This window comes from Zunongwangia atlantica 22II14-10F7, from assembly GCF_002094855.1.
Taxonomy (GTDB): domain Bacteria; phylum Bacteroidota; class Bacteroidia; order Flavobacteriales; family Flavobacteriaceae; genus Zunongwangia; species Zunongwangia atlantica.
This window is the reverse complement of record NZ_ARYN01000010.1, coordinates 1-18,735: the sequence shown is the minus strand read 5'-3', so window position 1 is coordinate 18,735 and position 18,735 is coordinate 1. Positions and strand designations below refer to the sequence as shown.

Genomic DNA, 18,735 nt, shown 5'->3' with positions numbered 1-18,735 from the left:
TTAGACCCACCGCTGTGGCAGCAGTAGTGGGTTTTGTTTTTCGTTTAGTTTGAATTTGATCTTATAATTATTTGTTTATTATTTATAGAATCTATTTTAAGGTTCTTAATAAGAGCAAGGCTCTTTAGAACATTAGAGAGTTTTTCATCATTAAATTTTCCGGTGATTTTTAGCTGTTTTAAGCCGTCATTCGCAAATTGAATATCTACATCGTACCAGTTTTCGATAATTTTAGCTGTATTTTCTAAACTTGTATTTTTTAGAATAATCATCTTTCTTGTCCAGGCGTTAAAATCTTCGCTGTTTTCTTTGCTAATTTTAGGCTTTAGATCACCTTTAAAAGAAGCCTGCTGATTTTTGGTAAGAATTATTTTATTATTTGGGGTGCTTAAAGATGTAACTTCAACCTTACCGGTATTTACACTTACCATTGCCAGTTGATCTTTATAGTTTTTAATATTAAAAGATGTTCCTAAAACTCTTGTTTTCAAATCCTTGGTTCTTACCGTAAATGGACGGGATTCGTCTCTAGAGACATTAAAGAAAGCTTCCCCCTCTAGTTCTATAGCGCGATCTTCATTAAAGTTATTTTTGTAGGAGATACTACTGTTTCCGTTTAGAAATATTATAGAGCCATCATCCATTTTAATTTCTTTCTTTTCTCCTTTTTCAGCTATAATGGTTGTGTAATTATTGCTGAAAATGCCAGTGAAAAAAGCCAGCATTAATAGACTTATAAAACCAGCTGCAATGCCAATGTACTTTCTTGCTGAATTTTTTTTGTGCTGCTGTACATTCAGCTTTTTTTGAATATTTATCAGTAGTTTGTCTCCTTTTTCAGAAGTAATAGGAACTAACACATTCTTATTGGCTTCCTGCATTTTGGAAAAGAAAATATACATAGATAAACGATCATGGCTACTCCCTTTTTTCTGTGCATACTTTTGTGCTAACTTTTTAAATTCTTCTATTTTCAATGCTTAATTTTTACTTGATTTTCCTGCAATTTTTGATTTTAAAAACGATTTGTTGAAAAGGCGCTTCTGTAAGTAAGTCACAAAAAAGGATAAACACACGTAAAGGAAAAAACAGCCTTAAACTTTTGTTAACAAATGAGTGTTCAGGTTAACCTTTAATAAATATTGTGATAATGAGGGAGATTTGGTAAAAGTTGCTGTTGCTTTTCAAAAATTTAATAGCATTACTTATATGAGTTTCTACCGTTCTGGGAGAGAGATCTAATTTTACAGCAATTTCAGCATTAGAGAGTTGTTCATACCTGCTCAGTTTAAATACATCTCTACATTTTGGAGGTAGTTTTTCAATAAGAATTTCAATTTGTTGTTCAAACTCCTGAAATTCGATGTTTTTGGATGCTGTTGTTGGATAAGGAATTTCTGTGATAATTTTTTCGTGAAGTTCTGTAAATTTTAAATCCCTAATATGGTTGGCTATTCGATATTTTACAGCTCTAAAAAGATAGCCTTCTAAATGAATAATTTCAGTATCTGCTAGTTTTTCCCACAGACTAATAAAAACTTCCTGTACAATATCTTCACAAATTAGCTCATCTTGATATATTCTATAGGCATAGGTGTAGAGGCGCTTCCAATATTTATCAAATATTGCCTGGAAAGCATCTGGGTCTTTATCTTTAAATAGGCGATAAAGTTCTGAGTCGGTTAATGAAGAAAGTTGATTTTTCATTTGTTTCTAGTATAACAAATGAAAACATTCCTTAATCTTAAGTGATTGTATTTTGTTTAAGATTAGGTTAAGTAACTATTAAAGAGTTTATATTATTAACGAATATTCCTTTTAAAAGATTTAAAAACTTCGGAACTATTCCTTATAATCCGGAAACATAAATGCTTCAATTTCTTCTGAAGTGAATTCAGGATTCGCTCCTTCTCTTGAAGCAACTAATGCGCCAATCGCACAGGCGTAATTCAATGCTTTTTGGGGTTCTTCTTTCCGCAGTAATTTAGAAATCAAAGAACCTAAAAAACTGTCGCCGGCTCCCACAGTATCTGCAACTTTAATTTTGTAGCCGCTATTGTAAAACAATTTTCCTTCAGTAAAAAGCACTGCACCGTGACTGCCTTTAGTAATGCAAATCGTTTTGGCGTTGGTGATCTTGGCCATATAACTAAGATTTTGTTCTAGGGAATTAAAAGGAGAATCGAACATGGCAGCGATCTCGTAAAGCTCGTCATCATTAAATTTGATAAAATCGGCTTTTAAAATTAGATCTTCCAGAATCTCTTTTTCGTAATGCGGTGGTCTTAAATTAATGTCGAAAACAGCGAATTTAGCATGTTTAAGTAATTCAGTTAAAGTTGCCCTGCTTTTTTGATCGCGACATACTAAACTTCCGAAGAGAAAAGCATCGGTAGTTTTTACCTTGTCGATCATTTCTTCTGAAATTTCAATTTTATCCCATGCCGCAGGATGTTCGATCGTGTAAGAAGCAGATCCGCTATCGTCAAGTTTTACAGTGACCACACCTGTTTGGAAATCTGGAGTTTCAGCAACCAGAGAATGATCTATATTTCTCGATTTTAGATATTCCAGAAGGTTTTTTCCTTTTTCATCCTTACCAACGCTACTAATCATACTTGTATTTATCCCATTGGCGCTAAGTCGAGAAGCCACATTTAATGGCGCTCCCCCAATTTTTTCTGAATTTGGAAAAATATCATATAAAACCTCTCCAAAACAAACGGCGTTTAAATGTTGTGACATACTAATTCCAGATTTCGTTTGCTGCAGTTAAAATTAACGGAAGACCATCTGTAACCATAATCGTATGCTCGTGTTGCGTCACATAACCGCCTTTATTTCCAATAAGTGTCCAGCCATCTTTTTGCTCTACGGCTATCGTAGATTTTGTAGCAATAAAAGTTTCTATAGCTACTGTTGTATTTTTCTTGAAGCGTTCGCGGTTGCTTTTAATTCTATAGTTAAGGATATTTTCAGGTTTTTCATGTAAACTTCTGCCAACTCCGTGTCCCGCTAGATTGCGTATAACTTTAAAACCAGATTTTTTGGCTTCGGTCTCCATCAAATAACCAATATCAGCAATTTTAACGCCGCCTTTAATTTGGTTAATCGCTTTTTGCAATATCGCTTTAGAAGCATCTACCAGGGGCTGGTGATTGTTAATATCTTTCCCAATAATAAAAGAACCGCCATTATCTGCCCAAAATCCATTTAATTCTGCAGAAACATCAATATTTATTAAATCACCTTCTTTAAGGATTTTACTTGCTGAAGGAATCCCATGAGCTGCTTCGTTATTTACGCTAATACAGGTATAGCCAGGAAATCCATAAGTTTCGAATGGAGCAGATTTTGCACCATAGCTCTTAAGGATTTCACCACCATAATCATCTAGTTCTTTGGTAGAAATGCCCACTTTAGTGAATTCTCGCATTAATTTTAGCGTGGTTGCAACAACTTCGCTAATCTTTTTCATTCCGTTTAATTCTGCTTCTGTGCTTATAGACATGGATTCTTTTTTTTGAGTATAAATTTAATCGAAATTAAATTCGTTGGCTTCAATATCGATTACGGGAACACCTTCGTTGATCTTTAAACTAGTATAAGGCTGCTTCGGAAAAAAAGTTTCGGTCATCACTGTTTTTCCGTCGTCATAAAAAATTTCGATGCTCATATTATCTAAAATAAGGTTCACTTTTAACGAATCTGAAGTTGCGATTCTTCTTCCGGTAGATACGGTTGAAGCAAACTCTCTCCCGAAGTCGGTGATCCCAGATTTAGATCGATCGATATAAAACTCATTTTCTTTCTTTTTAAAACCGAATTCAAATTGATCTCCGCTTTCGTTACTCAACGTTAAATGAACATCTTTAGTGATCTTTGGGATTAAAAATGAAACCTGAGCTTTGGTAAGATCCAATTCTTTTTTGTCGATTATAGCGTGGTCATCATCGGTTAGTTTCCATTTAGTGATAATTTCTCCCACATATTTTTCAAGTTCTTTAACCGGAGTAGAGGAGATGATATACCTGTCGTTTTCTTTTTTAAGTTGAAGTTCACGTGCGATCGTCATGGCGCTTCTCCAGGTTTCTGTAGGCACTTCCTGGGCATAAAGCCAGTTAGACATCCATCCCATAAACAACGTTCTGCCATCTTCTTTTGGAACATTAGACCAGGTTACCCCGGCATAATTATCTTTTCCAAAATCCAACCAGTAAGGATGATCGATGTTTTTTCCGTAAAGATCGGCTTCTGGGGTAAAGTTTTTCCCGTCCCAATCGCCAACAAAATATTGCGTAGCCGAGCCTCCATTGTATCCACCGGGATTAGTGCTCTGTATTAAAACCCATTTGGTTTCGTCGCTATTTTCGACTTTCATAGGAAAGAAATCCGGGCATTCCCAAACACCATCTTGAGCTGCATAATTTTCGCCGAATTCAGATACCTTTTTCCAGTCTTTTAAGTTTGCTGAAGTATAAAAATAGGCTCGATCTCTGGCTGAAAGCACCATTAGCCACTGCTTGTTTTCTTCGTCCCAGATCATTTTAGGGTCTCTAAAATCCTGCAATTCTGGATTTTCGATTACGGGGTTGGCGTCATATTTTGTCCAGGTTTTTCCTTCATCCAAACTATAAGCAATAGCTTGCGATTGATAATCGATACGTCCCTCGTCAGCGCCTTTTGGGTCGTGATAAGTAAACATGGCGATTACAGGCGGCGTTGTGCCATCACCAAAACCAGAAGTATTATCATGATCTACTACTGCACTTCCGCTAAAAATATATCCTTTTTCATCGGGGAAAAGAGCGATCTCCTGTTCTTCCCAGGTGATCATGTCTTTACTCGTAGCATGTCCCCAATGCATTGGCCCCCACTTGTTACCATCAGGATAATACTGAAAGAACAAATGATAGGTTCCGTTTAGATAAAACATCCCGTTAGGATCGTTCATCCAATGCTCCTTAGGCGAAAAATGAAAAGAAGGTCTGAAATCTTCATCGGTTTGAATTGATACCGTTTCGGTTTCACGAGTTTGTTGATCCTGATTCTTGTTTTTACAGGATGCGAATACTAAAAGTGCGATAAGAGCTGCAGGTCTCAAAATTTTCATAGAATCTCAAAATTAATATTAAAAGGCAGCTGGTGGTTAAGATTCTATAAAAATAGGGAAAATTTTAGCGATTTTCCTAAGGATGTTTAGCAGAAAGGATTCACAGGATTAGGTTTATATTTTTCAAGCTGAACAAAATGGATCCTTGAATGCAAACAAAAAAGCCGCACTAAAAATAGTGCGGCTTTTTGCTCCCCCTCTTGGGCTCGAACCAAGGACCCTCTGATTAACAGTCAGATGCTCTAACCAACTGAGCTAAGGAGGAATATATCAATATGTTTTCAGCATTCTCGGCAGCTGAATTTGCCCTAAAAATTTTTTGCTCCCCCTCTTGGGCTCGAACCAAGGACCCTCTGATTAACAGTCAGATGCTCTAACCAACTGAGCTAAGGAGGAATTTGCAATCAATTTTGCGGATGCAAATATAATGGAATTTTTAATTATCACTAAATATTATTAAAAAAAATGAAGCTGTATTTTAAATAAAATTGAAATGTAGAAATACCGGTACGCTATAAAGCTGAAAATCTACTCTTTATAAACTTAATAAATTAGGTAAATATTTTGATCTCGAATCCTAATTTGACCATAAACGATTGAAAGATTCAACTTCGGATTAAATGGAGGCCAGATTTTTCAGCTACTCCGAAGATGAATTGGTTGATGTACTTTTTAATACAATTTTCGTACAGGGAAAAGCCTCAAAACATTTGCAAAGCCTTAAATTTGTATTGTTCAGCAATAAAATTAGATAAAGTTTTGCTGAAATTCAATGAACTAATTCTACTAGAAATTAGAAAATAGTTCAAATCTCGATAAGCGAGTTACAAAACCAAGATTTTATGTTCGATTTTACGGCAACTTATACCGATCAATATCAGCTTGCGATGTCGCAGGTATATTTTAAAAACGGAAAGCGCGATACCAAAGCAGTTTTCGATTATTATTTTAGAAAAATCCCTTACGGAAGTGGTTTTGCCATTTTTGCCGGTTTAGAAGATTTACTCGAAATTATCACCAATCTTAGGTTTAGTAAGAAAGATATCGAGTTTTTAAAGCAGTACGATTTTGAAGATGACTTTCTGGAATATCTATCGAATTTTAAATTTTCAGGAAATATTTATTCGGTACAGGAAGGAGATGTGGTTTTTCCAACCCGACCTGTTTTACAGGTAGAAGCGAATTTGATCGAAGCCCAGATCATCGAAACGATATTGCTAAACTTACTGAATTTTCAGACTCTTATTGCCACAAAAGCGAGCCGAATGCGATTGGTTTCTGGTGAGCGTGTATTGCTCGATTTTGGATTGCGAAGAGCACAAGGGCCAGGCGGTTATTATGCTTCAAGAGCTGCGATGATCGGTGGCTTTAATGGTACCAGTAATGTAATTGCCGGGCGAGATCTTGATATTCCGGTTTCAGGAACTATGGCGCACTCATTTATCCAAAGCTATGATGACGAGTTAACGGCATTTCGTGAATTTGCTAAAGGGCGTCCAAAAGGATGTGTACTTTTAGTAGATACCTATGATACTTTAAAAAGTGGTGTTCCAAACGCGATAATCGTGGCTAAAGAAATGGAAGAGCGCGGCCAAAAATTAATGGCTATTCGTTTGGATAGTGGCGATTTGGCTTACCTTGGGAAAAAGGCAAGAAAGCAATTAGATGATGCCGGTTTAGACTATGTTAAAATTGCTGCTTCTAATCAATTAGATGAGTTTGTAATTAAAAGTTTGCAGGAACAGGATGCGCCGATTGATGTTTACGGTGTGGGCACAAACCTTGTGATTGGGAAACCAGATGCTGCTTTAGACGGAGTTTATAAACTTACATTTTCAGACGGGCAGCCAAGAATTAAAATTTCAGAAAGTTTGATAAAAACCACTTTGCCGCATCGTAAGCAGGTGTACAGAATGAAAGATAAAAATGGCGAATGTGTTGGGGTAGATGTAATTGCAATGGAGAATGAAAATGATGCGGAGCTTTCTAAAGTTTTTCACCCTTCAGAGCCGTATAAATTTTTAGATATTTCGGCTTATCAAAAAGAGCCATTATTGCAACCGGTGATGGAAAATGGTGAAATGAAGATCAAGAAAAGAACACTTGCTGAAATTGCTGAATACAGCAAATCAAGATTGGCCGAATTACCGTATGAATATAAGCGATTCAACAATCCGCATATTTATAAAGTAAGTATTTCAGAGAAATTGAAAGCTGAAAGAGACCGACTAATTAGTGAACATAAAATGTAAAACGCTATGAAAGCTTTACTTCTTATAGACGTTCAGAACGATTTTATGCCCGGTGGCGCTTTAGCAGTTCCAGAAGGCGATCAAATTGTGCCGATAATCAATAAAATTCAGCATAAATTCGATTTAGTACTTGCCACTCAGGATTGGCATCCGGCAGGGCACGCTAGTTTTGCCAGCACTCATGGGAAAGATCTTTATGAAATTATCGATCTAAACGGAATCGACCAGGTGATGTGGCCAGATCACTGTGTGCAGGGAACCAAGGGAGCAGATTTTCACGCTGAGCTAAAATTGGATAAAATTGAAGCTATTTTTAGAAAAGGAACAAATCCTGAAATTGATAGTTACAGCGGTTTTTACGATAATGCACATTTAAAATCTACCGGTTTAAGCGGTTATTTGAAGGAAAAAGGGGTAACCGAGCTTTATTTTGCAGGTTTAGCAGGTGATTTTTGCGTGGCTTTTAGTGTAAAGGATGCTTTAGCTGAAGGTTTTACTTCTTTTTTGATTGAAGATGCTACGCGAGCTATCGATGCTGAAGGTTTTGAAAAAGCAAAAGCTGAAATTGTAGAAAAAGCAGGAAAGATTTTAAATGCTGATGAGGTATAAGATACTTTTAATATTCATTATTTGTTTAGGGCTTTTCAGTTGTAAAAGAGATACTTCTGAAGAGGTAAGTACTGAAGTAATTCCTGAAGATCCTTACCTAGTTCCTTCAGATAGTATTCCAGAGCGAACTTCAGCTTCAGCATTAAACCTGGATGAATATCAATTGTTTATTGATACCACAAAAACATCTGTTTTTTATCGAAACTTAGATTCAGTAATCACTTCCGAAGTAAAGAAACATCAAAATGCATTGTTTAAGCTGGTTGAGCTTAAAAAGTACAAAGATCAGTTTTTATTTTATGAACCTTGTAAAGGTGAAATTCCACGATATTATATTTCTAAAGAAGCTATCGATATTTACGGAAATCATAAAAGTGAGAATTTTGAGCTTAAAGATTTTATGCTGAATGCAGGAAACCAGGTTTTATTTAAAGATAAAACAGATCGCAGCTTAAGTCTTAAAGAGGTAAATGAGGAAGTAATCCAACTAAAATATGGAGATTCACTTCAGGTTTATGTCACTAAAATCGAGAATGCTTCTAAATTTGAGATGCTGGTAAATAACTGCCTTGGTAAAAAGGTGAGAGAATTCGATAAATTTCAGGAATAGATTTTAGAAATTCAGGTAATGGATATATCCTACATTTATCCAGATTGCCCAATCGTTCGACTGGTTTTGTGGTCCCTGTACATCTAAACCTTCAATATAATCGTTGCCGTAATACTGCCATTTAACTTCAGCTACTAAATCGCTGTTTCTACCAAGGCGATAGCGCGTACCGCCACCAAAAAGCACATTATAAGTAAAACCGCTGTCTAAATTTAATCCATCCTGAAATGCTGGGAATAATACTCTTGGATTATCTACAGGCCCAAGATCACTGTAGGCATCTGGGATATAATAAACTGCATGCACTCCTACAGTGATGTAGGGTGAAAAACGTTCAGCAAAAATTAAAAACTCCCTAATTTGGGTAAAATGCCACTCTAACTGTGTACCAAATTCGAAAATATTGGTTTCACCATGCATGGCTCTAAGCATTTCTCCACGCGGATTGTTTTGATAGGAAATAGGACCATAATGATCTAAATACGAATGAAAATAATCGATCTCTGTACGAACTCTAAAAAAATCTTTAAAGTAGTTGGTACGATAATTATTCCCGGTATAAACAAAGTTCATGTAGTGCTGAAATCCTACACCAAAACCAAGGTTTTGATAGAAGTTTCTAAACTCTCCTCGTTCCCCATAATCTGTTGTAATCGCTGCAGGACCAGCTGTTACACCAATTTCGTGTAATACCTGGCTGTTTGCATTTTGCGATAAAATGCATATAAAACCGATTAAAAAATATAGACAAAATCGCTTCAACACAGGTGTTTATAGGATGTTTTGGCAAATATATAAAAAGAAGATAAGCTAAATTTTAAATTGAAATTTTCTTTTTTTTAATGAAATTCAACAGAAAGTTAATATTGTATGAAAATCTAAAATTTTATCGCTAATTTTTATATATCTCATATATTTGCACCGCGAAAAAACATTTTTTTTAAACAAACTTAAGCGACGCCTTATGGAAAAAAATATAAAGGATTTCTTGGATAAAGTGTCTCAAAGAAATCAAAACGAACCAGAATTTTTACAAGCGGTTCACGAAGTTGCTGAAACGATAATTCCTTTTATAGAGAAAAATAAAAAGTACCAAAACGCCAAGTTACTAGAGCGTATGGTAGAGCCAGAGCGTGTGATCATGTTTAGAGTATCATGGTTGGATGACGAAGGTAATATTCAAATAAACCGTGGATATCGTATCCAGATGAACTCGGCTATCGGACCATACAAAGGTGGTTTACGTTTTCATCCATCAGTAAACCTTAGTATTCTTAAGTTCCTGGCTTTCGAGCAAACTTTTAAGAATAGTCTTACAACGCTTCCAATGGGTGGAGGTAAAGGAGGATCAGATTTTGATCCTAAAGGAAAGTCTGATAACGAAGTAATGCGTTTTTGCCAAAGCTTTATGACAGAGCTTAGCAAACATATTGGTCATAACACAGATGTTCCTGCCGGTGATATTGGAGTAGGAGCTAGAGAAGTTGGATATATGTTTGGTCAGTACAAAAGGTTGCAAAACGAATTTACCGGAATTTTAACCGGAAAAGGATTGTCTTACGGTGGTTCTTTAATTCGTCCTGAAGCTACAGGTTACGGTAACGTATATTTTGCACAGAACATGTTAAAAACCAAAGGTGAATCTTTAGAAGGTAAAACTGTGGTGATTTCTGGTTCTGGTAACGTAGCGCAATATGCGGCTCAAAAAGCGATCGAGCTTGGAGCAAAAGTAGTGACCATGTCAGATTCTGCCGGATACGTTCATGACGAAGATGGTATTGATGAAGAGAAACTACAATTCATCATGGAACTTAAGAACGAAAAACGTGGTAGAATTAAAGAGTATACAGAGAAATATACCAATGCAAAGTTCTATGCAAATACAACTCCGTGGGAAGTGAAATGTGATGTTGCATTACCTTGCGCTACTCAAAACGAGTTGAAAGAAGAAGATGCTAAGAAATTAGTAGATAATGGATGTATGTGCGTTGGTGAAGGTGCTAATATGCCTTGTACGCCAGAGTCTATAGAAATTTTCCGTGAGGCGAAGATCTTATTCTCTCCTGGTAAAGCATCTAATGCGGGTGGCGTAGCTACTTCAGGATTAGAGATGACGCAAAACTCTTTACGTTACAACTGGACTGCTGAAGAAGTAGACAACAAACTTCACCAGATCATGAACGATATTCATGATAAATGCGTAGAGTATGGTAAAGACGAAAATGGATATGTAGATTATGTAAAAGGTGCGAATATTGCCGGTTTCGTAAAAGTAGCCGATGCAATGTTAGCTCAGGGTGTGGTATAATTATCAGCCCATATAAATATCAAAAAGCCGCTTTTAAAAGCGGCTTTTTTTATACCTTCCCGTGCCAGAATGATTACGGAATTTCGATGATAGTTACGACCAAAGCAATTGTTATAAGTGCGCTAAAATACGGGGAAGCAGATCTTATTGTGAACCTATATTCTTTAGAAAGTGGTTTGCGCACCTATATGCTACGCGGAATTCTAAAATCGAAAAAGGGAAAGTTTAAAGCCAGCCAGTTTCAGTTGTTAACGCAACTCGATATTGTGGCGAGTCATAAGAATAAAGGTACTTTAGAATATCTAAAAGATGCCAAGGTAATAAACACCTATACTTCACTGCACACCAACATGATCAAAGCCAGTATGGTGATGTTTATTGCTGAAATTTTAAAAAGTGCGATTAGAGAAGAAGAAGCCAATCCTGCCATGTATCATTTTCTAGAAACTGCTTTTAGCTGGATGGATCTTCATGATAAGATCGCTAATTTCCATATTATGTTTTTGCTGAAGTTATCTGGGTTTTTAGGCTTTCAGCCAGACGATCTAAATACAGAGCAGCCGTTTTTCAATTTGCTGGAAGGAACTTTTGAGCCTGTTAAAACCAACGAATATTGCGTAGAAGGCGAAAATCTTGATATTTTGCGAGCATTTTTAAATGTGAGCTTTAACGACATGCAGCAGATAAAATTAACCGGCCAGCAACGATCTGATTTTTTAAAAATGTTGCTGCTGTATTACGAATTGCATATCGAAGGCTTTAGAAAACCAAAATCCCTAACTGTCCTCAACGAAATCTTTAATTAATGCGTTTTTTAGTCATTTTCTTCTTTATTTTTTTAAGCGGAAATCTATTTTCTCAGCACATCATTGTTCTCGATAAAGCTACCGAAGAACCTTTAAGCGATGTCATTATTTTTAATGCTGAAAAGACCAAAACCAGCCTGAGTAATTTTGAAGGACGCGCCGATATATCAAAATTCGATATTTCTGAAGTACTTTTTTTTCAGCATGTTTCGCATCAATTATTCGAGATTAGAAAATCTGAGATCAAAGACCAGATCGTTTATCTTCAGGAAGACCAGAATAAGCTGGATCAGGTAGTGCTTTCCGTAGCAAAATTTCAGCTTCAAAAAGACGAAATTCCGCAGAAAATTGTAAGTATAGACCGGGGAGATGTTATTCAAAATAGCCCGCAAACTTCCGCAGATCTTTTAGAAAGTACAGGGCAGGTTTTTGTACAAAAAAGTCAGTTAGGCGGCGGTAGCCCCATGATTCGTGGTTTTGCGACCAATCGCGTTTTAATTTCTGTAGATGGCGTGCGAATGAATACCGCAATTTTCAGAAGTGGAAACCTGCAAAATGTAATTAATATCGATCCTTTAGCGATCGAAAGGTCTGAAGTGATTTTAGGTCCCGGTTCCGTGGTTTATGGTAGTGATGCAATTGGCGGCGTGATGAATTTTTATACGCTAAAACCTCGATTTTCGTTTGGTGCAGAAACTTCTGTAAGCGGTAATTTCTACGGAAGATATTCCTCGGCAAATAACGAGCAAACTTTACATGCCGATGTGAATTTAGGAAGGCGAAATTGGGCATTTCAGACCTCGGTTTCGTATTCAGATTTTGGTGATCTTAAAATGGGAGAACATGGGCCCGATTCTTATCTAAGGCCAGAATATGTGACGCAGGAAAATGGTGAAGATGTGGTCGAGCAGAATGATGATCCGTTAATTCAAAAACCAACGGGATATACGCAGCTTAGCCTGCTTGAAAAAGTAAAATACATGCCCAATGAAACTTGGAATTTCAATCTTGGGCTTATTTACAGCGAAACTTCAGACTATCCAAGATACGATCGTTTGTACCGCAGAAGAAATGGGCAGTTGCGGGCAGCCGAATGGTATTATGGGCCGCAGCGATGGTTTTTAGGTGATTTTAAGATCAATAAAAAAGGCAACGGCGAACTTTACGATAAGGCGCAATTTACGCTGGCTTATCAGTTTTTTGAAGAAAGTCGCCACGATCGCGATTTTGGTTCAGAAATTTTATTTAATACTGAAGAAAATGTGGGCGCTTATTCAGCGAATCTTGATTTCGAAAAAGCTTTTGAAGGGAGCAAATTGTTTTACGGACTCGAATATGTGAATAACCAGGTGAATTCTGAAGGTTTTCAGGAAAATATAAACTCGGGAGCACAGCAGCAAACTGCTTCGCGATACCCAGATAATTCCAGCTGGCAATCTTTGGCAGCGTATGCAACCTATCAATGGCAAATTCAGGACGATCTAAATTTCCAGTCGGGTTTGCGATATAATCACATATTATTAGATGCGAAATTCGATGAAAATCTATACGATTTTCCGTTTAGCGATGCCGATATCAATACCGGTGCATTAACTGCCAGCGCAGGGATTAACTGGAAACAAAACCGGTTTTTACAATGGTGCGTAAATGCATCTACAGCCTTTAGAGCACCAAATATCGACGATGTAGGGAAAATTTTTGATTCTGAACCAGGATCTGTGGTTGTCCCAAATCCTGATTTAAAACCAGAATATGCTTATAATGCTGAAATTGGAGTAAACTGGTTACCGGCTGAAAATATTCGCTTTGGTTTTGCAGGTTTTTATACCTGGTTAGAAGATGCGATGGTTCGTCGCGATTTTAATTTGAACGGGCAAACAGAGATCGATTACCAGGGTGAAACAAGCAACATCCAGGCCATCCAAAATGCATCGAATGCTTATGTTTATGGATTTGAAGGAAATGTTGAGGTCGATTTTTCAGTCGCTTTACGTTTTGCGTCAAAAATCGCGATCACTGAAGGCGAAGAAGAATTAGATGATGGCTCTGTAGCGCCTTTACGACATGCGGCGCCACTTTTTGGAAACACTCATTTAATCTGGCATAAAAAGAAAGTGAAACTCGATCTTTTTTCTGAATACAACGGAGAGATTAGTTATAACGACCTGGCAACTTCAGAGCAGGGGAAAGCCTATTTGTATGCGATCGATGCAAACGGAAACCCATATTCGCCATCCTGGTATACTTTAAATTTAACCGGGCAGTACGATTTAGATGAAAACTGGTTGCTCACTGCTTCCGTAGAAAATATTACAGATCAGCGTTACCGCACCTACAGTTCTGGAATTGCCGCTGCAGGCCGAAATTTGATCATTTCAGCACGTTTTAAATTTTAGGGGACTTATACCCGAAGTTATTCTCAAGGAATTGACTATATTGAAATGGCTTAAAAATGCTAATGAACGTCCGCAATAAGTCATAGGGAGTGTGGTCACCCTGAACTCGATTCAGGGTCTCATCACAATAGGTTGTTTTTCAATATTACATGAGATTCCGGATCAAGCCCGCCTGCCGGACCTGCCCGCCTGACGGCAGTCAGGCGGGCAGGTCCGGAATGACGATAAAAACGAATTATTAAAAATTACGGATAATCAAAAAATGCTTTTGTTCTGTTAATCACTTCAGCGCAATCAGGCGTTTGTTTGAAAATGAACTTTCGAAGCATTGCGATAGTAATTGGGACGAGCGCATTTAACCTTTATCATCAATTAAACCTTACTTTCCATGAAAAAACTACTTGTTTTAATGATTTTCGCTTTAGGGAATTTTACGCTAAATGCCCAGGTAGCGCGTGTAAAATTGGCTAAGGATACTTCAGAAAATCCGGTATTTGTGATCAACGATCAAATCATCGCGGGAAGCAGTATATTAAAAAGTATTCCAGAAGAATATTTTTCTGAAATGAAGCTTTTTAAAGATAAAACTATCGGTTCTAAAATGTTATTTGTAGATCAGCAAAACCCGGGAATTGTGACTTTAGAAATTCAGAAGGAGTTTGAAGCAAAATCGCAATCTGAAATAAATAATTTCTTCGGCCTGGATAGTGAAACAGATCTTTATGTGAATGGATATTTAGTTGAAGACAAAGATCTAAGATTATATGCTAGCAGTATTGCTAAGGTTGAAGTTTTAGAAAAAGATTATTTAAGGCTGAAAACAGCGGTGTTGAATATTTCGCTAAACTGATTTTAATAGCATTTAATGAATACGAATATTAGGGGATTTTCACCTTATTTTTTATTTATTATCTGATTTTAAGTAGACTACATGTTGTCTTGGAATTATTAATCTTAAGATTATGAAAAATTTATTGCTAATATTTTCGATTTTTGGATTTTGCTTTAGTGCTTTTGCGCAAAATCTTGAAATAAATTATAAAGTTGATTATACCGAGAAGTACAAAGACCTTTCAAGAATAGAAAATCATCTTGCACGATCCTATTTGAGGGATGAAATTAATGCAATGCCTTTTGTGAACCTTAGTTTATTAATCAAAGAAAAGGCTTCATTATTTTATGCTGAAAAATCAATAAACTCAGATAATAAGAAAATGAGAGGCTATTCTGCGGCATTGAGGCATTCTGGAGGGAGGGATGTTTTTTATAAAGATGATTCATTGAAGCTTGTATTGGATGAATTTGCAGGTAAAAAATGCATTGTCTTGGCAGATAAAAAGAAGTATAACTCTTGGGAAATCACTAAAGAACATAAAATGATCCTAGGCTATAAATGTTTTAAAGCTACAATGGAATATGAAAGTTACGATAAGTATATGGAGCCGTTATGGATACCTGTAGAAGCCTGGTTTACCCCAGAGATTTCTGTTTCTACAGGGCCATTAGATTTTGATGGGCTGCCAGGCTTAATTTTGGAAGTTACGAAAGATAATATGATTACATATTTCGCAACTAAAATAGAAAGTAGAGAAGATTTAACTCTAGAAATTCCATCAGGGAAAAACACGATTACTTATCAAGAGAAAGATAGTATTGTTAAAAAGAAACTTTTAGAAATTAAGAAGAGAAGTGAAATGTATGGAACAGAATTTTAGTCTATACCGTTAATTCCTTTCTGTTTTAACTAATCGTTTAGTTTTATTTGTTATCTTGGTTTTTCATCTATCAAAAATCTATGTTTCGGCCACTATTTTATCACTTTATTATATTCCTTTCGTTGAGTTTCTATGCTCAAACTGGTACGATTTGTCATTACAAGATCGTAGAATTTAAGGAGTTCGAAATTAAAAAGCCAGATGATGAAAGCCATCGATACGCCGTTAAAACACTGAATCAAGCTAGGGAAGCAAGTTTAGAGTTTGATTTTGTATTACAGTTTAACGATTCAGTTTCTTCGTTTAAGCTGGTTGATCGAATGGATAATGATGTCAACATGCCGGGATCTGCAAAGATTGGGCATGCAATGATAGGCAGCGGTGAGTTTTACCAAAACACAAAAAGTGGTATTTGGCTAAAAACTTCGGAAACTACCGGAAAAAAATATACGGTTCAGGATTCTATAGATTTCGACTGGATAGTTACTAAAGAGACCAAAATCATAAACAGATTTACCTGTTTTAAAGCTGAGCTTCCAGAAAATGGCACTATCAAGGAGGTTTGGTTCACGCCACAGATCCCTGCATCTTTTGGGCCTTTGGGTTTTGGTGGTTTGCCGGGTTTAATTGTTGAAGTGAAAAGAGGAACCTTTGTGCTTTCTTTAGTCGAAATTAGCACAAACCAACCTGTAAATATTAAAAAACCAGATTTTGGCAAAATAATTTCCGCAGAAAAATATAACAAGATGCTGGATGATATGCGCGGTACCTTTTTTAAACAAGATTAAGATGAAGTATGTTTTCAGTTTTTTAACCGGTTACGCCCAGGATGCTGGAATCGACACCTTTAAAAATGACGGATCAATTTATATTCTGAATCAGCAGCAGTGCAAAAGGGATAATTAGGAAATTTAGCTTTTTTAAGCAATTCGAAAATTTTAAACGATGAGAGCGAATTTAGTTGTTTTATTATGTGTTTTAGGCTTTTCAATAGGCGTGAGTGCACAATCTTCGATAGAAAATAACAATGTTTTTTACCTAAATGTTTTTATAAATGCGAATAAAACTATTTATGTAGAGGAAGAAAAAACTTTGTTTCAAGATGTACAAAATCAGGTTACAAAGATGCTGCGCAAGCAGCCTTTTAAAGTAGATCAACAAATTATATTCAGAATTTTTGGCGATAATGATCTTGATATGGGCTATATCATCGATGTTAATGCTGAAATGAGAAAAGCAATTCAAGAAAATATAAAAACCGAACGCTACCTTTTAGAAGCAAAAAAGTTAAATATCGATGGGCAAAATTGGTTTCAGAAAATAGACCTAAAAGCACTAAAAAAAAGAGAACTTTAGATCGCTTCGCTTTTAGATATTAGAGAATAGAAAATAGCCATGATTAATACCGAATTTCGAACTAGAAAGAAATAAGAAAACCTATACCGCAGTAAGCATTGAAGATAGAGAGAGTGTTGAAATAGAAAAACCAAGTAAAGGTAAGCAGGTCACGCAGGCAGATTTTGAAGAGATTGGCGCTAAAGTGATGAAGAATTTAGGAAGTAATTAATGATTTGTATTATAGGGTTTTAGGGTATTTTCCCCTATTTTAGGCCAGGACGTTAATTTTAACAGTTTTGATTTGTCCCCCCCCGACAAAAAGGTGTAGGTTTATGTTATTCAACGATTTATTGCGCAACTTATCGATTGATGTTTCTATTAATCTTTAAATTTTTAATTATGAAATTTTTTAAAACTATTGCTTTTAGTTCAGTTTTTGTACTGGGCTTGATAGCACACCTAACTCACAGTTAAAAGCTGAAAACAGTCAAGAATCAGAAAATCTTGGTGAACCAATTCCTTGTACTACTATATTCACATTATGTGATTTCGGAAATCCTAATGATCATCAGGGATTTTTGGAGTGCATGGATAGAAACGGATGCGGCGGCTTTTAAATCTTGATAGATTAATCAAACGTCCTTACAATCGGAACTTATTGAATGTAAGGACGTTTTAACCTTTTAAAATTAAATATGAGTAAAAAGCTATTCATTTTCATTATAGTCCTTTACAGTAGTATTACTTATGCTCAAAAAACTACGGCTATAGTTGAATATAAAGCAGTTATAAATGAAACTTATGTTGATAGTTTCTTGACTGACCTAGAAAATAAAGAAGATGTTCCGAAACATATTAAAGATGGTGTGAAGAAAATGTATAAGGAAGCAATACCTGATGAATATATATTAAATATAAAGAATGGAGAATCTTATTTTTATTATGAACCAAAATTAGATATAGAAACATCTACCTATAATGTGGGTAGCAAAGCAGGAAAAAACGCTTATTTTACAAATAAAAAAAATGATATTTTCGAATATAGCCCTTCTCTTGGGAACATAATTCTTAAAAAATTAGACTGGAAAATAACAAAGGATAGCAAAAAAATTGGGGAATATACTTGCTTTAAAGCCACGGCAACGGAAAAACTTTTTAGCAGGCAGGGTTTTTTCTATAATAGAGAAGTTACTGCATGGTTTACACCGGTAATTCCTTTGAGTTTTGGGCCTAAATATTATAATGGATTACCTGGATTGGTATTGCGAATAGAGAGGGATCTATTTACAATTACTGCAACAAGTATAAATTTGAATCCAGAAGATAAAAAGATTAAAATTAAGAAATTAAAGGACAATGATAAGGTGATTACTCAAGAGGAATCTTATAAAATGATAAGTGACTATACTGAATCTATAAAGGAGAATAAATAATATAATCATCTTTTATAATTAGAGGTTTAATCAAGTAATTTAAATGATAATCATTTGATTTTAAAATTGTTTTTATTCAACGTTGCATTTCTTTTAGTTATTTGTACATGTTATTCCCAAGTTTCTCAGATAGGCACTGTTAAAGACTCTGTTAA

General features: G+C 35.8%; 17 protein-coding genes and 2 tRNA genes. 11 read left to right on the top strand and 8 right to left on the bottom strand.

All coding sequences use genetic code 11. The features are described from left to right. Positions 1-44: 44 nt before the first annotated feature. The 7 genes from IIF7_RS11690 to IIF7_RS11660 form a co-directional block, all read right to left on the bottom strand. Positions 45-977 carry a FecR family protein gene (locus IIF7_RS11690; RefSeq protein WP_139801318.1) on the bottom strand — a complete coding sequence of 311 codons (933 nt, stop codon included), beginning with the start codon at positions 975-977 and terminating at the stop codon, positions 45-47. Between the two features lie 148 nt (positions 978-1,125). Continuing rightward, positions 1,126-1,707 carry an RNA polymerase sigma-70 factor gene (locus tag IIF7_RS11685; RefSeq protein ID WP_084841881.1) on the bottom strand — a complete coding sequence of 194 codons (582 nt, stop codon included), beginning with the start codon at positions 1,705-1,707 and terminating at the stop codon, positions 1,126-1,128. 135 nt (positions 1,708-1,842) lie between these two features. Beyond that, positions 1,843-2,745 carry a carbohydrate kinase family protein gene (locus tag IIF7_RS11680; RefSeq protein WP_084841880.1) on the bottom strand — a complete coding sequence of 301 codons (903 nt, stop codon included), beginning with the start codon at positions 2,743-2,745 and terminating at the stop codon, positions 1,843-1,845. 1 nt (position 2,746) lies between these two features. Further along, the gene (gene map, locus IIF7_RS11675; RefSeq protein WP_084841879.1) at positions 2,747-3,511 is read right to left on the bottom strand and encodes a type I methionyl aminopeptidase; all 765 of its coding nucleotides are present in this window, start codon (positions 3,509-3,511) and stop codon (positions 2,747-2,749) included. Positions 3,512-3,535: 24 nt separating this feature from the next. Further along, the gene (locus IIF7_RS11670) at positions 3,536-5,113 is read right to left on the bottom strand and encodes a glycoside hydrolase family 32 protein (RefSeq protein WP_084841878.1); all 1,578 of its coding nucleotides are present in this window, start codon (positions 5,111-5,113) and stop codon (positions 3,536-3,538) included. Between the two features lie 191 nt (positions 5,114-5,304). Further along, positions 5,305-5,378, bottom strand: a tRNA-Asn gene (locus tag IIF7_RS11665). Between the two features lie 57 nt (positions 5,379-5,435). Next, positions 5,436-5,509: transfer RNA gene (locus IIF7_RS11660), tRNA-Asn, on the bottom strand. Positions 5,510-5,955: 446 nt separating this feature from the next. Between IIF7_RS11660 and IIF7_RS11655 the strand changes: the two genes are divergently transcribed. Genes IIF7_RS11655 through IIF7_RS11645 form a run of 3 tightly spaced genes read left to right on the top strand, consistent with a single transcriptional unit; the run spans position 5,956 to position 8,584 of the window. Continuing rightward, positions 5,956-7,365 (top strand): nicotinate phosphoribosyltransferase, encoded by a 1,410-nt coding sequence (locus IIF7_RS11655; protein WP_084841877.1) that lies wholly within the window; start codon positions 5,956-5,958, stop codon positions 7,363-7,365. A 6-nt stretch (positions 7,366-7,371) separates the two neighbouring features. After that, positions 7,372-7,974 (top strand): bifunctional nicotinamidase/pyrazinamidase, encoded by a 603-nt coding sequence (gene pncA / locus IIF7_RS11650; protein ID WP_084841876.1) that lies wholly within the window; start codon positions 7,372-7,374, stop codon positions 7,972-7,974. Next, on the top strand, positions 7,964-8,584 hold the full coding sequence (locus IIF7_RS11645) for a hypothetical protein (RefSeq protein ID WP_084841875.1): 621 nt from the start codon (positions 7,964-7,966) through the stop codon (positions 8,582-8,584). The genes pncA and IIF7_RS11645 overlap by 11 nt, the downstream gene beginning before the upstream one ends. 3 nt (positions 8,585-8,587) lie before the next feature. On the opposite strand, the gene IIF7_RS11640 is transcribed toward IIF7_RS11645, so the two are convergent. After that, entirely contained in the window at positions 8,588-9,349 is a 762-nt protein-coding gene (locus IIF7_RS11640; protein WP_084841874.1) for a THC0290_0291 family protein, read from the bottom strand. A 199-nt stretch (positions 9,350-9,548) separates the two neighbouring features. Between IIF7_RS11640 and gdhA the strand changes: the two genes are divergently transcribed. From gdhA to IIF7_RS11600, 8 genes are all read left to right on the top strand, one after another. Beyond that, on the top strand, positions 9,549-10,892 hold the full coding sequence (gene gdhA, locus IIF7_RS11635) for an NADP-specific glutamate dehydrogenase (RefSeq protein ID WP_084841873.1): 1,344 nt from the start codon (positions 9,549-9,551) through the stop codon (positions 10,890-10,892). Between the two features lie 86 nt (positions 10,893-10,978). Next, positions 10,979-11,698, top strand: a complete 720-nt coding sequence (gene recO / locus IIF7_RS11630; RefSeq protein ID WP_084841872.1) for a DNA repair protein RecO — start codon at positions 10,979-10,981, stop codon at positions 11,696-11,698. Continuing rightward, entirely contained in the window at positions 11,698-14,094 is a 2,397-nt protein-coding gene (locus IIF7_RS11625) for a TonB-dependent receptor plug domain-containing protein (protein ID WP_084841871.1), read from the top strand. Before recO ends, IIF7_RS11625 begins: the two co-directional genes overlap by 1 nt. 388 nt (positions 14,095-14,482) lie before the next feature. Next, positions 14,483-14,944, top strand: a complete 462-nt coding sequence (locus tag IIF7_RS11620) for a hypothetical protein (protein WP_084841870.1) — start codon at positions 14,483-14,485, stop codon at positions 14,942-14,944. A gap of 112 nt (positions 14,945-15,056) precedes the next feature. Next, a complete protein-coding gene (locus IIF7_RS11615) occupies positions 15,057-15,809 on the top strand; it encodes a GLPGLI family protein (RefSeq protein ID WP_084841869.1) in 753 nt (250 codons plus the stop codon). Positions 15,810-15,889: 80 nt separating this feature from the next. Beyond that, a complete protein-coding gene (locus tag IIF7_RS11610) occupies positions 15,890-16,597 on the top strand; it encodes a GLPGLI family protein (protein WP_084841868.1) in 708 nt (235 codons plus the stop codon). Between the two features lie 157 nt (positions 16,598-16,754). Beyond that, positions 16,755-17,165 carry a hypothetical protein gene (locus tag IIF7_RS11605; protein WP_084841867.1) on the top strand — a complete coding sequence of 137 codons (411 nt, stop codon included), beginning with the start codon at positions 16,755-16,757 and terminating at the stop codon, positions 17,163-17,165. A gap of 677 nt (positions 17,166-17,842) precedes the next feature. After that, positions 17,843-18,580: a GLPGLI family protein gene (locus IIF7_RS11600; protein WP_084841866.1), complete on the top strand. Its 738-nt coding sequence runs from the start codon at positions 17,843-17,845 to the stop codon at positions 18,578-18,580. Positions 18,581-18,735 lie beyond the last annotated feature (155 nt).

Excerpts from the sequence above, each read along its gene's own strand:
- IIF7_RS11685 (WP_084841881.1), bottom strand. The coding sequence starts at position 1,707 with ATGAAAAATCAACTTTCTTCATTAACCGACTCAGAACTTTATCGCCTA.
- IIF7_RS11620 (WP_084841870.1), top strand. The coding sequence starts at position 14,483 with ATGAAAAAACTACTTGTTTTAATGATTTTCGCTTTAGGGAATTTTACG.
- IIF7_RS11605 (WP_084841867.1), top strand. The coding sequence starts at position 16,755 with ATGAGAGCGAATTTAGTTGTTTTATTATGTGTTTTAGGCTTTTCAATA.
- map (WP_084841879.1), bottom strand. The coding sequence starts at position 3,511 with ATGTCTATAAGCACAGAAGCAGAATTAAACGGAATGAAAAAGATTAGC.
- IIF7_RS11625 (WP_084841871.1), top strand. The coding sequence starts at position 11,698 with ATGCGTTTTTTAGTCATTTTCTTCTTTATTTTTTTAAGCGGAAATCTA.
- IIF7_RS11680 (WP_084841880.1), bottom strand. The coding sequence starts at position 2,745 with ATGTCACAACATTTAAACGCCGTTTGTTTTGGAGAGGTTTTATATGAT.
- gdhA (WP_084841873.1), top strand. The coding sequence starts at position 9,549 with ATGGAAAAAAATATAAAGGATTTCTTGGATAAAGTGTCTCAAAGAAAT.
- IIF7_RS11615 (WP_084841869.1), top strand. The coding sequence starts at position 15,057 with ATGAAAAATTTATTGCTAATATTTTCGATTTTTGGATTTTGCTTTAGT.
- recO (WP_084841872.1), top strand. The coding sequence starts at position 10,979 with ATGATAGTTACGACCAAAGCAATTGTTATAAGTGCGCTAAAATACGGG.
- IIF7_RS11610 (WP_084841868.1), top strand. The coding sequence starts at position 15,890 with ATGTTTCGGCCACTATTTTATCACTTTATTATATTCCTTTCGTTGAGT.
- IIF7_RS11645 (WP_084841875.1), top strand. The coding sequence starts at position 7,964 with ATGAGGTATAAGATACTTTTAATATTCATTATTTGTTTAGGGCTTTTC.
- IIF7_RS11600 (WP_084841866.1), top strand. The coding sequence starts at position 17,843 with ATGAGTAAAAAGCTATTCATTTTCATTATAGTCCTTTACAGTAGTATT.
- IIF7_RS11655 (WP_084841877.1), top strand. The coding sequence starts at position 5,956 with ATGTTCGATTTTACGGCAACTTATACCGATCAATATCAGCTTGCGATG.
- pncA (WP_084841876.1), top strand. The coding sequence starts at position 7,372 with ATGAAAGCTTTACTTCTTATAGACGTTCAGAACGATTTTATGCCCGGT.
- IIF7_RS11670 (WP_084841878.1), bottom strand. The coding sequence starts at position 5,113 with ATGAAAATTTTGAGACCTGCAGCTCTTATCGCACTTTTAGTATTCGCA.